Annotated in this window: 11 protein-coding genes and 3 CRISPR repeat arrays; of the genes, 7 read left to right on the plus strand and 4 right to left on the minus strand. The window is 68.0% G+C overall.

What is annotated here, in order from left to right; all coding sequences use genetic code 11:
- Nucleotides 1-47 precede the first annotated feature (47 nt).
- Nucleotides 48-869: a transposase family protein gene (locus ACQPYA_RS13885; protein ID WP_433531265.1), complete on the plus strand. Its 822-nt coding sequence runs from the start codon at nucleotides 48-50 to the stop codon at nucleotides 867-869.
- Between the two features lie 387 nt (nucleotides 870-1256).
- Here the strand turns inward: ACQPYA_RS13885 and cutA are convergent, their stop codons facing one another.
- Nucleotides 1257-1583 carry a divalent-cation tolerance protein CutA gene (gene cutA, locus ACQPYA_RS13890; protein ID WP_433532992.1) on the minus strand — a complete coding sequence of 109 codons (327 nt, stop codon included), beginning with the start codon at nucleotides 1581-1583 and terminating at the stop codon, nucleotides 1257-1259.
- A gap of 184 nt (nucleotides 1584-1767) precedes the next feature.
- Between cutA and ACQPYA_RS13895 the strand changes: the two genes are divergently transcribed.
- The 5 genes from ACQPYA_RS13895 (at nucleotide 1768) to ACQPYA_RS13915 (ending at nucleotide 6875) form a co-directional block, all read left to right on the plus strand.
- Nucleotides 1768-3156 carry an IS1380 family transposase gene (locus ACQPYA_RS13895; protein ID WP_433530325.1) on the plus strand — a complete coding sequence of 463 codons (1389 nt, stop codon included), beginning with the start codon at nucleotides 1768-1770 and terminating at the stop codon, nucleotides 3154-3156.
- Between the two features lie 278 nt (nucleotides 3157-3434).
- Nucleotides 3435-4255: direct repeats of the CRISPR family, unit length 28 nt; unit sequence GGATCACCCCCGCGTGCGCGGGGAGCAG.
- 31 nt (nucleotides 4256-4286) lie between these two features.
- Nucleotides 4287-4481 carry a hypothetical protein gene (locus ACQPYA_RS13900; RefSeq protein ID WP_433532993.1) on the plus strand — a complete coding sequence of 65 codons (195 nt, stop codon included), beginning with the start codon at nucleotides 4287-4289 and terminating at the stop codon, nucleotides 4479-4481.
- An 81-nt stretch (nucleotides 4482-4562) separates the two neighbouring features.
- Nucleotides 4563-4865 (plus strand): hypothetical protein, encoded by a 303-nt coding sequence (locus tag ACQPYA_RS13905; RefSeq protein ID WP_433532994.1) that lies wholly within the window; start codon nucleotides 4563-4565, stop codon nucleotides 4863-4865.
- A complete protein-coding gene (locus ACQPYA_RS13910; protein ID WP_433532995.1) occupies nucleotides 4841-5443 on the plus strand; it encodes a phosphotransferase in 603 nt (200 codons plus the stop codon). The genes ACQPYA_RS13905 and ACQPYA_RS13910 overlap by 25 nt, the downstream gene beginning before the upstream one ends.
- 199 nt (nucleotides 5444-5642) lie before the next feature.
- Entirely contained in the window at nucleotides 5643-6875 is a 1233-nt protein-coding gene (locus ACQPYA_RS13915; protein ID WP_433532996.1) for a hypothetical protein, read from the plus strand.
- 140 nt (nucleotides 6876-7015) lie between these two features.
- A CRISPR array of direct repeats spans nucleotides 7016-7532; the repeat unit is 28 nt; unit sequence GGATCACCCCCGCATGCGCGGGGAGCAG.
- A gap of 418 nt (nucleotides 7533-7950) precedes the next feature.
- On the opposite strand, the gene ACQPYA_RS13920 is transcribed toward ACQPYA_RS13915, so the two are convergent.
- On the minus strand, nucleotides 7951-9081 hold the full coding sequence (locus ACQPYA_RS13920) for a tyrosine/phenylalanine carboxypeptidase domain-containing protein (RefSeq protein WP_433532997.1): 1131 nt from the start codon (nucleotides 9079-9081) through the stop codon (nucleotides 7951-7953).
- Between the two features lie 165 nt (nucleotides 9082-9246).
- Between ACQPYA_RS13920 and ACQPYA_RS13925 the strand changes: the two genes are divergently transcribed.
- A complete protein-coding gene (locus tag ACQPYA_RS13925; RefSeq protein WP_433532998.1) occupies nucleotides 9247-10866 on the plus strand; it encodes a hypothetical protein in 1620 nt (539 codons plus the stop codon).
- Between the two features lie 26 nt (nucleotides 10867-10892).
- Here ACQPYA_RS13925 and ACQPYA_RS13930 read toward each other — a convergent pair whose 3' ends face one another.
- Together ACQPYA_RS13930 and ACQPYA_RS13935 are read right to left on the minus strand one after the other, a co-directional pair.
- Nucleotides 10893-11918 carry a hypothetical protein gene (locus ACQPYA_RS13930; protein ID WP_433532999.1) on the minus strand — a complete coding sequence of 342 codons (1026 nt, stop codon included), beginning with the start codon at nucleotides 11916-11918 and terminating at the stop codon, nucleotides 10893-10895.
- A gap of 352 nt (nucleotides 11919-12270) precedes the next feature.
- A CRISPR array of direct repeats spans nucleotides 12271-12969; the repeat unit is 28 nt; unit sequence GGATCACCCCCGCGTGCGCGGGGAGCAG.
- A gap of 262 nt (nucleotides 12970-13231) precedes the next feature.
- Entirely contained in the window at nucleotides 13232-15319 is a 2088-nt protein-coding gene (locus ACQPYA_RS13935) for an N-6 DNA methylase (RefSeq protein ID WP_433533000.1), read from the minus strand.
- Between the last annotated feature and the right edge of the window lie 65 nt (nucleotides 15320-15384).

Below are 15384 nucleotides of genomic sequence, written 5' to 3' on the forward strand. Positions count from 1 at the left end.
GAAGGTGGTCCTTCCCGGGATCACCGTCATCGAGGTTCTGCGTCGCTATGAGTGTCACATACACCGCCGTCCTGCCCGTACGCGAGGCGACCGTGTCGTTCCTGTCCGGCCTCCTGCACGCGCAACGGCAACGGCTCGGCACCCGCGCCGGGACCCGGTCGTTGGGCTGCTTCAAGCAGGCCGTCTTGGTGATCCGCTGGTTGATCGACGGCACCCGCATCTCGCAACTGGCCGCCGACAACAAGATCAGCCGGTCGACCGCGTACACGTACCTGCATGAGGGCATCACCGTGCTCGCCGCCCAAGCCCCCGGCCTGCACTCGGTGTTGCTGGCCGCGAAGATGGCCGGCTACGGCCACGTCAATATTGACGGCACGCTGATCGAGACCGACCGGTGCCGCACCCCCGGGCCGACACCCGGGGTGGATCTGTGGTGGTCGGGAAAGCATGACAACCACGGCGGGAACGTGCAGGTCATCACCGCTCCGGACGGATGGCCGCTGTGGACCTCACCGGTACGCCCGGGGCGTGAACACGACACCACCGCCCTACGCGAGCACGGCATCGGGCCGCTGCTGCGCACCTGGACCGACGGCGACCTACGGCTCCTCGGTGATCTCGGCTACGAAGGCGAAGCCGACACGATCACAGTGGCGTTCAAGAAGCCACGCAACGGTGCCTGCACCGACATGCAGCAGCAATTCAACAAGGCCCACAACGCAGTCCGCGCCATCGGCGAACGCGGGAACTCCCTGCTCAAGACCACCTTCAAAGCATTACGCAACGTCAGCCTGTGCCCCTGGAGCATCGGCCGGATCACCGCTGCAGCCCTGGTCCTGCTCCACATCGACCACGCCCGCACAACATGATCACCCAACGCCACCAACCGTTACTCGGAAAGGCTCACTGGCCTTGCCGCAGACGCTGAACTGGCGAGCACCTAAAGGTCGGGTGGCCAAAGGGTGAGATTCCCTCCGGCCACCCGACCCTTACGTAGCCTGGGACCTAATGAGGCGAAGGTGAGGGCAGTGATTCTTGCAGATCTTGCGACGGCGTCAATTCATCGCCAGTCTTATGATCAAGGTGCTGCTCTCGCAGCCAGGGCGCTAGCTGTCACGACTAGCCAGGAAGCAAGCATCGGTGCCGATCGACTTCGGAGCCTACGCCAGTTGATCGGGCCGAGACGCCAGGTTGCCGTTTTGGCTGACCTCGATGCACAACTTGCCGCTGCGCTCGCGTGATGTGAACGTAGTTATCTACCCCTGTGTCTCCTGATCAATCCAGGTCAAATAGGCGGGGTTGCCGCCCATGACCGGGGTTACGATGATCTCGGGCACGTCGTACGAATGCTGGGTCTTCAGATGGTCCACAAGCGCTGCCGACCGGCCAGCGGTGGTCTTGAAGAGCACCAGCCATTCGGTCGCGTTGTCGAGCTTTCCTTCCCACCAGTACACGCTGTTGATCGGGCCGGCGACCTGACCGCAGGCCGCTACCCGGGCCTCCACTGCGGAACGCGCCAAGTCAGCCGCTGCCTCTGCTGAGTCCACAGTGGTAGATACCTGGAAATGCCTGGCGTCTGTCATGCCAACCCTCCCTTGACCCGCTTCTAGCAAGAACCGTAGCCCACGGCGTTTGGTGGTGGGCCTGAGCCTCGATCCACCGATGAAGGTCGGCTCTGCAGGACCCCGGATATAGAAGGTGCCCTCTGAACTGGAAGGATAGGAGTTGCGAAGCTTCTATCACTCGGTTCGAGAGGGCACCTCGTAAGTGAGATTACGCTATGGCGCGCCGGTGACGGCCGTGACGTTCGATGATCCAAATCTGGTGTCGTGTGCCGGCCTGGTTTCGGTGATGCGCCTTGCCGAGCAGGCGGGCCTGTATGACGCGGTCGCCGAGCGGGTGAGCGTGCCGACGGACAAGGGCGCGAACCCGGCGGGCAAGGTCGCCACGATCGTGTCCGGGATGCTCGCCGGGGCGGACAGCATCGATGACCTCGACGTCGCCCGGCACGGGGGTATGCGGTCGTTGTTCACCAGCGTGTACGCGCCGTCGACGCTGGGGTCGTTCCTGCGGACCTTCACCCACGGGCACGTGCGCCAGTTGCAGGCCGCGGCCCGCGACACCCTGATCGGGCTGTCGAAGCGGGCGCCGATCCTGGCCGGTGCTGGCGTGCTGTGCTTTGTGGACATCGACTCGATGCTGCGCCGGGTCTACGGCAAGCAGAAACAGGGCATCGGGTTCGGTCACGCCAAGGTCGGCGGCTACAACGTGCGGCTACGCGGCTACAACCCGCTGGTCGCGACGCTGTCCACGCCGCTGTCGGCGCCGGTGATCGCCGCGACCCGGCTGCGCGCCGGTAACGCCGGTTCCGCTCGCGGCGCCGCCAGCATGATCGCCGAGACGATCACCACCGCCCGTGCGTGCGGCGCTACCGGCGAGATCGTGGTTCGGGCCGACTCGGCGTTCTACGCCAAGACCGTCATCAGCACCTGCCGGCGCCGTGACGTGCGGTTCTCCGTCACCACCCGCATCGACGCGAAGATCCGCACCGCATGCGAGAACATCAGCGCAGACCAGTGGATCGACATCAAATATCCGCAGGCGGTCTGGGACGACGACGCCCAGCGGTGGATCTCCGACGCGCAGATCGCCGAGACCACCTACACCGCGTTCGCCGGCAGCCGACACGCGGTGACCGCCCGGCTGATCGTGCGCCGGGTCCGCCGCGACGACCCGACCCAAGCCCCGGGCCAGGAAGAACTCCTGCCCGCCTACCGCTATCACGCGGTGTTCACCGACAGCCCGTTCACCCTGATCCAGGCCGAAGCCCAGCACCGTCACCACGCTGTCATCGAGCAGGTCAACGCGGACCTGATCGGCGGGCCACTCGCGCACCTGCCATCGGGCCGGTTCAACGCCAACAACGCCTGGCTGACCTGCGCCGGCATCGCCCACAACCTCACCCGCACAGCCGGACACCTCGCCGCCGGCACCTGGCCGACCGCCCGCACCGCGACGATCCGAGCCCGGATCATCACCGTCGCCGCCCGCCTCGCCCACCGGGCCCGGACCGTTCACCTGCACCTACCCGACTACTGGCCCTGGCAGGCCGCGTTCGACAACCTGTTCACCGCCGTCCACCCCGCACCCAGCTGACCACGGCACACCGACCGGAACCAAGCGGCCCGACCACAAGCCACGAACCCCGTCCCACCCCTCAGCAACCACGCACGGAGCAAGCCGATCACGTAATCGGCAACCCCACCCTGCTCCAGAACCGCCCAATACCGGAACTATTCAACAGGCTCAGCACGAACCGCGTCGGTGGATCGAGGCTGAGCACCGTCCGTTCCCGCTGCGCGAAGTATCTGGTGAGATCATCTCTCGTGTGCGGGGAGCAGGACGACGGGCGGCACCTGCTCCAGCGCCACCCAGGATCAGCCCCGCATACGCGGGGAGCAGGGGTCGGCGGCCCCGCGGTTGACGATCGGCCGGGGATCACCCCCGCGTACGCGGGGAGCAGGGGGCGGCCGGGTTCGATGTAGCCGCCGCACTGGGATCACCCCCGCGTACGCGGGGAGCAGGACGAGAACTTCACCGCCGAGCAGCAGGCGCAGGGATCACCCCCGCGTACGCGGGGAGCAGATCTCCATCGTGACGCCGGGCAGGTTGAGGTCCGGATCACCCCCGCGTACGCGGGGAGCAGAGGATCTCGGCGTTGCCGGCGTGGGTCTGCCGGGGATCACCCCCGCGTACGCGGGGAGCAGAGGTACCGCACGCCGTCGGCGTAGTAGCCAGGGGGATCACCCCCGCGTGCGCGGGGAGCAGGACGACGAACTGACCTACGCGATCCGGTTGCAGGGATCACCCCCGCGTGCGCGGGGAGCAGGTGGACGAGGGCGTCAACATCCCGACGGTGCAGGGATCACCCCCGCGTGCGCGGGGAGCAGTCTGGCGCTGGCGGCATGAGGGGCTGGCTGTGCGGATCACCCCCGCGTGCGCGGGGAGCAGGCCAGTTCGGACGCCGCGCTCCAGGAGGGGGAGGGATCACCCCCGCGTGCGCGGGGAGCAGGGGAATTCACCCTCACCCGATCGCCACAGCATCGGATCACCCCCGCGTGCGCGGGGAGCAGTCGTCACGGCCCTGCCCCAACTGCGGTACGGAGGGATCACCCCCGCGTGCGCGGGGAGCAGAGCGAGTTGCAGATCCAGTGCGCTGCCTGCACGGGATCACCCCCGCGTGCGCGGGGAGCAGCCTTCTTGACCTGCGGCTTTAAAGATCAAGTGTGTCGTTTTTCTTCACTTTGCATTCCAAGATCATCGGGTTCCTCGTTGATGGACTGAGGGGCGTGAGCGCGTGCGAAGTTGAAATTGAGGTTCAGCGTAGCTGGTGGTGGATGGTCGTCGGGCCATTGGTTGCGGCGTGGGTAGTGCTGGGAAAAGGGTGGAACAAGGTGATGGGCATGGTCGCCGTGAGTTAGGAGCCTGCTCCGCCTGGCCGGCATCACCCGAGGCCGCGCCCGCCTTGACTGGTGTGGGTTTCGATCGGGATGCTGAGGGGCGTGTCGCCCGAAACGTCCCCTGCCGTTACGTTCTCCAGCGCGATCGCGTGGGATGTCCTGGCCGAGGCGTGTGACCGTGCTGGTCTGGTGGCCGAAGACGCCGAGCTGGTCAGGCTGGGGCAGAACGCGATCTTCCGTCTACGTCGGCGCCCGGTGATAGTCCGGATCGGGCGGAGCAGTACGCAGATGCCGATCGCCGAGCGCGAGTTGTGCGTGGCCCGGTGGCTTGCCGGCCGGTCGGTGCCGGCAGCTCGACCCGTCGAGGACCTTGTCCACCTGTGGACATCGACGGCTATCCGGTGACCTTCTGGCACGCGGTCGATTCCGGCCAGCCCGCCCCGGACGCATCAGACCTCGCCCTGCTGCTCCGTCAGTTCCATTCGGCCGGCGACGACATCTGCAACCTGCCACGCCTCGCGCCGCTGTCGGAGGTGGAGGATTGGCTGGCCGTGGCGCACCAGGTGTCCCCTGAGCACCGTCAGTTCCTCCGTGGATACGCTGCGGACCTGATGGGCCGCTACCACCGCCTGACATTCGAGCTGCCTCAAGGGCCGGTGCACGGCGATGCGCATACCGGCAACCTGCTCGGTTGTGCAGGTGCCGCCGTGCTCATCGACTTCGAGGCGGCGGCGACGGGCCCGAGAGAGTGGGACCTGATTCCGGTTGCGGTGGCTTACAAGCGGCTGGGGCTGCCCCGGTACGACTACGAAGCCTTCGTCGAGGGATACGGTTTCGATGTGCTGCGTGGCATCCGCGAGGTGGGCATGACCACCTGGCTGATGCAGAACGTTGCCGAGAGCCCGCGCATCGAGGCCGAGTTCGAGCTTCGGGTCGAGTCGATGAAGAACGGGGATGATACGTGTGTCTGGCACGCATTCTGAGCCCAGGCCGGCGGTGCCCAGGCTCAAGGTCGACCCGACATGTGACCGCCCCTTTGTTCGGATCATCAACGTGTACGGCACCCGGTGGTCGGGTCTAGGTGGGCGAGGTCGGCCTGACGGCATCACCAGCCAGTTACGATTCGGGCGACTCGCTCGCCATCTTGACCACGCTCAGGACCAACTGCCAGCCGTTGTCGAGGTGCTGACCCTCGACCCGGCCGAGCTGGGGTTCCAGCGCTGGACGGTGAGTGACGCAATCGTCGGCGCTCGGCTGTGGCTGATCCAGGTGCCCTCCGGGCAATCCGTCGCCGCGTTGAGCCTTGACGTCAATGCGGATGCGTCGGACACCATCGATCTGTTGGAGGACTGCTACTACCTGGACGTGACGGTCGGTGGGGTCGCGGTGGAAACCTTCGCGGGTAAACGGGCTGTTGGGCATGGGGCCGAGCGGGCGAGCCTGGCCTTCGAGCCCGAGCGGCACCAGATTGTCTTCAGTGGTCAACTGCCGTCACGGAACACTGAGGACATCGTCCAACAGCTGATCTACCGTAGCGATCTACCGTACCGCGCGGAATACAGCGCCATCGCCTACCCGGCGGAACTGAACCGGCGTCCCGGCTCCACCGCTGCGGCCGGACCATATGTCAGCGTGCTCGCCGCCCAGCAGGACTACATCGAAAACTGCGCCTTCGTTTCGGCCATCCAGTGCGTCGCGAGCTGGGTGCGGCTGCGGGAGATCCGCGAGGAGGCGTACGCGGACCTACGCCTGTTCCGGCGAGCCGAGCGCCGTGGCCTGCGGGCCCGCCGGCATTCGCTGGAGCGGGTGGTCGATGGGCTCGGCGAACTTGAGCTTGAGCTCAGCTACAGCGTGGAGTCGGTATCCGACATGGAGCTGTTGGTGCCGTCGCTACGGGTCGCCGCCTACCATGCGGCCCTGTTCGATTGCATGGGTCTGCGCGCCAAGGCGGAGACGGTCGGCCGGATGCTGCAACGGCTGGAGCGGTCGGTCCGTGCGGAGCTGACCGCGATCGAGAGCATCGAGCGTCGGTCGGACGAGAACCGCCGCCTACGCTGGACCATCGCCCTCGGGTTCCTGAGCATCGTCGCACTGCCGATCACCATCATCTTGGCTTTCTTCGGGGCGAATGCGGCAGAGGTGGACGAAAATCTATCCATGTTCGACGGGCACTACGTGCCGCTGTATGTGCTCATCGCCAGTCTGATGACGCTCGGGATCGCCCTGTCGTTCGGCCTGTACCTCCAGCAACGACTGATCGTCCGACGTGAACGCCTCGCGACCGCCACATCAGTCCTACCCGCGCACGGGCCGCTGCCACGGCAATCCAACTCGCCGGGCCCGGCCAGCCGGTCGACCAGACCGGGGTCAGATTTGGGCGGCGGACCTCAACTCAGTCCTACCGGGGACCACTGAGCCATGCCGCGCAACCTCTGATTGCTCGGGGTTCTGCACACTCGGTCGTACGCGCCTATGTACCCCGCGACACACGGCTCGGATCACCCCGCCTGCGCGGGGAGCAGACCTTCAACCTGCCGAACTACGTGGGCGAGCTGGGATCACCCCCGCATGCGCGGGGAGCAGCTGAGGTCGGTCTCGTTCTCGGTGATGTCACCGGGATCACCCCCGCATGCGCGGGGAGCAGGTGGGCGCGGGGTGGCGTGGCTGGAGCCGCACCGGATCACCCCCGCATGCGCGGGGAGCAGGTGTCGCCGCTCGACAGGGCCGCCCCGCCGATGGGATCACCCCCGCATGCGCGGGGAGCAGACCAGGGCGACAGTCACGATAGCCCCAATCACAGGATCACCCCCGCATGCGCGGGGAGCAGTACGGACTGACCCCCTGACTTTCGAGAGGACCTGGATCACCCCCGCATGCGCGGGGAGCAGTACGGACTGACCCCCTGACTTTCGAGAGGACCTGGATCACCCCCGCATGCGCGGGGAGCAGTACGGACTGACCCCCTGACTTTCGAGAGGACCTGGATCACCCCCGCATGCGCGGGGAGCAGATGACGCTGTCCGATGGCGTCGACTCGGCCCGCGGATCACCCCCGCATGCGCGGGGAGCAGAGGTCGGCGTACGCGGTCTTGTCGTCGTTCTCGGGATCACCCCCGCATGCCGGGGAGCAGATTGCCTGCTCACGGCCCACCCCCGGTGCCTGAGGATCACCCCCGCATGCGCGGGGAGCAGGCCGCGGGTGTCTCCAGCGGTGGCACGTTGTGGGGATCACCCCCGCATGCGCGGGGGAGCAGACTTCTTGACCTGCGGCTCTAGAGATCAAGTGTGCTGTTTTTCTTCACTTTGCGTTGCAAGATCGCTGGGCTCCTCTTCGGCCGGGTCGGGGGTCGGGAGCGTACGCGGGGTGGTCGTTCGGGTTCAGCGTAGTCGGTGCTGGTGGGGCAGCCGGACGGTCCCGGACCGGCCATACGGGCCGGAGTTGCCGGTGCCCCTCGTCGGGACGATAGCGGACGGTTCGGGGGATGACTGTTCAGTTCGCGCCGGGCAGGGTCGCGGCGAGCCGGACGGCGATGTCGGTGTCGTAGCGGGCGGGGGCGAGTAGTCCCTGCCGGGCGAGGTCGCGCAGGAGGGGTGCGCGGGTGATGGGCCACTTGGTGGCCATCAGCAGTGGATAGTCGTCGGGGTGCTGGGCGAGATGGGCGGCGACGTCGCGTACGCCTCCGAAGTAGGCCATGTCCTTGAGGAAGCCACCCGGGGCGGACGTGTCGACCAGGCCGCGCTTGACCCGTACGGCGATCTGGAATGCCTCTTCCATGGTGGTGTGGCCGATCAGCTCGTCGACGACGCTGTGGAAGTCGCCGCGCAGGGCGGCGTCGCATGCGACGTACCGCAGGGCGTAGCGGCGGGTGACGTCGACGGCCGTGAGCCCGGCGCGTTCCTCGTGCCAGACGGCCAGGCCCTCCTCGGTGTGCAGGTAGCCGGCCAGGCCGTGCCCTAGGAGCCGGATCGTCTGCCGGCTGGCGTTCGCGGTGCGGAAGACGTGCGTGCCGATCTCGTGTACGACCAGCCGGCGCAGCTCGGGAAGGGTGAAGGTGGCGCCTGGGCGGACGCGGACCCGGCGTTTCGGGCCGAGCACGCTCATTCTGGCGACCATGTGCTCGGGCGTCTCGACGGTCCAGTCCGGCAGGCCCGCTCCACGTAGGACGGCCGCGAGGACGTCGGCGGCCTCCTGGGCGGAGTACGCCGGCAGGGAGTCGGTGGGCGGCGCGTCGACCTCGTCGAGGTAGCGTCTCGCCGCCTCCAACACCGTGCGGTCCGGGTGCCCGAACGTGGCCAGGGAGTAGTCGGTCATCTCGGCGGCCGACCGGCTGACCAGCGCCGCGTACGCACGCCGTGCCGTGTCCAGCTCACCGGCCAGCACGTCGTGCAGCGGTTGCCCGGTCGAGATGGCGGCCGACGCCCGATCGAGGGCCGGCTGAGCCGCCGGAGCATCGTCGTACTCGAATCGTGGATTGACCCGGCGCCCGGCGGCGGCGTAGTTGGCGACGAAGTCCTCGCGGGCGGCGGCCAGATTGGTCGGCGTGAGATGGCGGCTGTAGTCCACCTCCTGCACGGCGGAGATGACCAGGGCTGACGCCTCATCGATGTTGCTGATGTCCACGCGGGAACCCCATTCGTCACGCGGCAACCGGCCTGCTGGTCGGTTCTGGCTGGCCGGGTCTCCAGCATCATTCCATTTGATCGGCTGTTGTGAGACGACTACCCAACGTGGAGGATTCGCTGACTGGCAGCGGCGGGACCGCCGCCCGGAATGGGGGTCTCTCCGTTGGGCACCGAACCGGCGAACGATGGTGAGCGTGAGCTGCGCGACGCGTGCGTCGACGGCGATGTGGTGGACCTGACCGGCCGGGCCGACCGGGCCGTCCGGGCGGGCTTCCTGGAATCCCTGATGACCGATCCGGCCGTGACGATCCGCGCCGTGCGGCTCCGGAACGCCGTGATCGAGGGCACCCTCGACCTCAACAGCGTCGAGATCAGTTTTCCGGTCGCCTTCGAGGCGTGCGAGTTCGCCGCCGCACCGGACCTCCAGGACGCTCGCCTGCTCCGGCTCTCCCTCCGGGCGTGCCGGCTCCCCGGCCTGGCGGCCGGCGGGCTGGAAGTCCAACGTTCGGTGCACCTGGACGAGGGCTTCACCAGCACGGGCACCGTCAACCTGGTCGGGGCCCGGGTGGGCGGCTCCCTGTACCTGCGCGACGCCCGGCTGGACGCGCGGTCGAGCGCGGACGGCCACGCGCTCAACGGCAGCCGGATCCGGGTCGGCGGCCACCTCTCCTGCACGAACTCCGAGATCCACGGCCAGCTGCGCCTGATCAGCGCCAAGATCGCCGGGGTCATCAACCTGCGCGGCACCACCCTGAGCCGTCCCGGCGCCGTCTGCTTGCAGGGCGAGCGGATGGAAGTGGGCGAAGGGCTCTGGTTCGGGTCGAAGTTCCGTGCCGCCGGCCGGCTGCTGCTGAGCCACGCCCGGGTGGACGGCGGCGTCGACCTGGCCGGCTCGACCCTCACCGAGCCGGAGACCATGAAGGAGAACGACCGGCTGCCCGGGGCCGCGGTGAGCCTGCGGGCCGTGCGGATCCGAGTGGCCCGCAACCTCAAGTGCGCTGACGGGTTCAGCAGCACCGGCGCGATCGACATCGAGTCCGCCGAGGTCGCGGGCACCCTGTCGTTCCGGGATGCGGTTTCCTGTGGCAGCGGCCAGGTGGTCAACCTCGCCGGGACCAGCGCCGGCACCATCGACCTGGCCTTCAAAAAACGCCCCGACGGTACGCTCAACCTGCGCAACACCAGCACGAAGGTGCTCATCGACGCCCCCGACACCTGGCCCGCCGTCATCACCCTCGACGGCTTCCGGTACGGACGCCTCCAGGCACCCACCGAGGACGCGCCCGAGACGCCGGTCGCCCTGCGGCTACAGTGGCTCGGCAGATCGCCCAACGGCTACCTACCCCAACCGTACGAGCAGCTGGCCGCGGTCTACCGGGCAGCCGGCCAGGAACACGAGGCACGTCAGGTCGCCCTGGCAAAGCAACGCGCCCGGCGACACAAGCTGAGCATCCCCGGCCGCATCTGGGGACGCCTGATGGAGATCACCGTCGGCTACGGCTACCGGACCTGGCTCGCCGGCATCTGGCTGCTCGGCCTGACGGTTGCCGGCGCGACCGCCTTCGAGCTGGGCACACCGGTCGCCGCGGTGGAGAAGCCGCAGGGCTTTCATTCCGTGGTCTACACGTTGGACGTCCTGCTGCCCATCGCCGACTTCGGCCAGGAACGCTCCTGGCAGTTCGTCGGCGGCCTGCGCTGGCTGGCCTGGGGGTACGTGGTGGCCGGATGGCTGCTGACCACATCGGTGATCAGCGGCGTGACCCGCGTGCTGAACCGTTCCTGACAAACACGGGCCTCAGCATCGGTGCGTCACCGGACAAGATCCAGCTGCACCACGTCGTCTCCCTTCGGCGTCCAGCGGGCAACGGCGGCCCGTCGACTGTCGGCGCTCACGCCGATCGCTCGGAATCGTCCGCGCAGCGCAAGCGAAACCTCTCCACTGGCGGCATCGATTTGCCAGACACCCCGCCTGTTGTCAAGGCGACCGGACACCAGCAGTGAAGTCTCGTCCGGGGATACCGCCAAGTCGTAGTGGTCAGTGAAATCCGGCCCGATCTGCCGGATGAGACCCGACTTGGGATTGAACGCCACCACATGCCACCGCGCGCGGTCGTCGAAAACGGCTGCGGCCCCGGCCTCGTTGGAGACAAGGAAAAAGACCTCACTGGACCGTCCTGCGACGAGGTGCCCTGCTCGTCCCGGTGTCGAACAACCGGAAGGGCCGAAGAAGTCCTGATCCAGATCGAATGGTACGACCTGAGCCGGTTTATGTTTTGGGAAAGGGGAAATCAGGCCACTCTTGTACCGGGCGATGCTCCGGCAATCGTCGGCAACATACTCGACCCACCCGTCCGTCAAGTTCTCGTCCCAGGACATCACCCACTCAGCACCCAACGTTGCCAGCTTGACGATCTTCCCATCGTCCAGGACGGCGGCAATTCTTGAGTCGACATGAGTCGTAGTGGCGTCGCAGTCGATCACAGCGCCCAGCCTGCCGTGCGGCAGGCCGGATATGGTGAGGATGTCGGGAGTGCCACAAAACGCGGTCGATGAAACAGTCACAGTTTGGCCTTCACCACTGCCTGTGATCAATGCAAGTTCCGAAGGGCTGGCAGAGTCGGCCATACGGAGAACGTAAAGTTGGCCACCCGGTAGCCACACGATGCTCCCGATGTAACCCTCGTATGCCATCGCCAGCCGTTCCGGCTCAACGGCGGAGTCATCCCCGCAGCCACTGAGAACGACACCAGCAGCGACGACGATCGCGGTGACAGCAGCACGCCAACCCCGGGCCCGTGCCCTGAAGTCCCTGGCGGTCGCCATCGCCTCGCCCATTTCCCTCACCCGTCCCCACAACTGGCCACGGCCATTATGCTCGGGCCACTGTGGCTGCCTCACCGGTCGGCGGCCGGTGGCGTCGCAGCATCTGGCCAGGCAGGAGACCCGATCCTGGGGCCTTCGCTCTGCTTCACCCCACGCGCCGCCCCGTAACCGTCGCCCCACGACCGCAGCCTCCACCCTGCCGCCCAGGTGCATCCTTCGAGCCCCGCCGATCATGCAGTTGTGGTGGGCGTTATGCCATGAGACGGGGCATTTGTGAGGCACCACAATTGCATGATTGATGTGGCGAGGCGGGTGCAGGTGGCTGTAAACGACGTCAGGATCATGCTTGATGTCGGATGGAGTGGGATCACCCCCGCGTGCGCGGGGAGCAGGAGGGGCCGGAGGGTCGTCGGACCCCCGGAGTCGGATCACCCCCGCGTGCGCGGGGAGCAGCCCAGGTCGGGGTCGGTGTGAGTGGGCGGCGCCGGATCACCCCCGCGTGCGCGGGGAGCAGGCCCAGATGGAGGCCGTCCGCACTCCGCTGCCGGGATCACCCCCGCGTGCGCGGGGAGCAGAACCCTTCTGGGCAAGCGGTTCATCCCAGGAGGGGATCACCCCCGCGTGCGCGGGGAGCAGAACCTCGTTGCAGCGTTGATCGCGTCGGTGAGGGGATCACCCCCGCGTGCGCGGGGAGCAGATGAAATGGTGCCGGTCCCGGACGACGACAACGGGATCACCCCCGCGTGCGCGGGGAGCAGGACGGCGTCTGCCTACTGGAGGCGGTCGCCTGGGGATCACCCCCGCGTGCGCGGGGAGCAGTCGATCGCGCACACCACCCCGGCTGTGTTCGGGGGATCACCCCCGCGTGCGCGGGGAGCAGCGCTCCTCACCGGCCCGCAACGCTCGTGCGCAGGGATCACCCCCGCGTGCGCGGGGAGCAGCGGCCCAGCAGCGACAGGCCGCGGCGCTGCTCCGGATCACCCCCGCGTGCGCGGGGAGCAGCGAGGTCATCCGGCGGACGGCTGCCATGTGCTGGGATCACCCCCGCGTGCGCGGGGAGCAGGCTTGTTGACCTGCTGCTCTAAAGATCAAGTTCGCCGTTTTCGTTCACTTTGCTTTGCAAGATCCTTCTCCCAAGGAGGCACGCCGGGGTGCGCGGCGTGCGCCCGTTTCCGGGCTGAGGGCAGCGTACAGCCACTGAGATTGAGTGGGGCGGCCAAATGTGTTGCGGGCACGGTCGATGTTCGCGGCATGCTGGGACGAGGGCAGCGCGCCGGCACGGCGTCGTTTGTACTGAGTAAAGACCCGTACGCATGTCGGGCTGGTCAGGACGAGAGGCCGAGGGTGCCCGCGGTCAGGCCGTCGCCGATCTCCCGGGCCAGCAGGGCTCCGGTTGCTGCCGCCTGGTCAAGGGCGGTGCGGAACTCGACGAGCTGGCGGAAGGCGCGTCCGTATTCCTGCTGCTGGTCCAGAGGCAGCACGGGAATGGTGAGTCGCTTGATGTCGATGCGCAGGGTGCCGTTGGCGGAGCTGGGGGCCCGGCGGGCGAGTCGCAGGCTGGCTGTGCGGGAGATGGTGCCGGCGACGAACCACGGGTCGAAGCGGTTCGCGTCGACTCTGATCAGCTGGACACCGGGCCCGAGTTCGGATCCGAGTTGTTCGTCGGTGGCCACCCGGGCGTTGACTTTGTGGCCGATGGCCGGGACGAGGATGTCGCCGTCCTGTATCCGTGGCCCCGGGGCGTCGTGTTCGGCGCGGGTCACCGTGCCGGTGGCCGGGCCGCCGGAGAGGATGTCGGTGGCGGTGAGCACGACGGCGCTGGCAGTGCCGCCGGCCGCCCGGCTCCGGGAAGCCGCGCGCAGTACGGAGATGCTGCCGGAGCGGACCAGGTCGGCGATGTCGGCGTGGGGGGCCGTACGCAGCGGCGTTGCCGGTGTCGGCTGCACTGCGGGCAGGCGGCGTCGCATCCGGTCGAGAAGTCGGTCGAACTCGCCGACCCGGGAGACGGTCTTGGCTGGGTCAGCGGCGAGTTCACTGGCCGGTGGCAGGTGACGTTGGGGTGCGAGGTCGACCTGGTCGTCGAGCACGTCGATGGCGGGCACGATGCGGTGGACGCCGGGCAGTTCGGCGTACTGGTCGGACTGGTAGGCGGCCCACGCAGCGCTCACGATTTCGGGAAGCGGCTGGGTGCTCGACGCGGCAGTGGCGTCGACCATGAGCAGGTCTCCGGCCCGTGGCTGATGCGAATCGGGCTGGGCGAGCACCCAGATGTGCAGCCCGATGCCGGTCGGTGGCATCAGCCCGGGGGGGAGGGCGATGACCGCGCGGAGCGCTCCGCGGCGGATCAGCTCTGCGCGGATGCGGCGACCGGCCGGGCGTGACGCGGCAGCCGGGGGCATGAGCAGGACGGCGGTGCCGGCGGGGGAGAGGTGGGCCAGGGCGTGCTGTGCCCAGGCGAGTTCGGATTCGGTGCGTGGGGGGAGGCCGTAGGCCCAGCGCGGGTCGTAGGCGAGGCGGTCGTGACCCCAGTCGTGGACGCCGAACGGAAAGTTGGCCACGACGACGTCGGCCCGCAGGTCGGGTAGGGCGTCGGCGAGCAGGCTGTCGCCGATGTGCACGACGGGCGGCATCGCGTCGGGCCCGGAGCGCAGATGCACGAACCAGAGCCGTAGCAGCGTGATCAGGGCGTACTGCGGGTTGATCTCCTGCGCGTAGCAGCGGGTGGCTGTGCCGCTTCGCAGGGCCCGGTCTGCGGCCATTCGGAGGATCGAGCCGGTGCCGCTGGTGAAGTCGAACGTGCGGTGCCCGGACCCGGCGAGGGCCAGCATCACCTCGGCGACGTTCTCGGGTGTGCCGGCGAGGCCGGACATCGCGTGGGCCGAGGCCACGTACCGGCTGTGCAGGTACTCGAAGGCGGTCTCCGGGCCCTGTTCGGTGCCGAGTTGGTCAACCGTGCGGAGGAGCGTGGCGAACTGCGCGGTCCACTGTTTCGGCAACAGGTTTTCGACGAGTTTGGCCAGGTCGGCGTCGAGTGTGCGCAGCCGGGTGATGACCTGCCTTGGAGTCGGCAGGCTTCCGCCCATGGCTTCGGCCGGGTCGGCGCGGAGAAGCAGGTGTGCGCCAGCGATACCGAGTACGTCGCTGATCTGCGCCGCCGGCTGGAAGCTCTCGATGTGCCGCCAGGCCCACTGCTCGGTGCCGGCCTGATGTAGTCGCCCGTGGTTGCGCAGCCACTGCTCCACCTCGTGCGCGTCGAAGGACGGACTGGTCGGGGTGCCGCCCACGGGGGTTGGGAAGTCGGCATACCGGCGCCGCCAGTTGCTCACCGCTGCCCTGCCGACGTTGGCCAACCTTGCGATGCCGCTGGCCGTCAGGGTGGCCTCGCTCGGGGCCATGCTCGACTCTCTTGTCACCCGTGAACGTTATCATGGAAAACCAATTTGTGTACACGCTTCACGGCCGATACCGTGTCGACGGT

The organism is Micromonospora sp. CA-263727 (assembly GCF_050942455.1).
Classification (GTDB): Bacteria; Actinomycetota; Actinomycetes; order Mycobacteriales; family Micromonosporaceae; genus Micromonospora.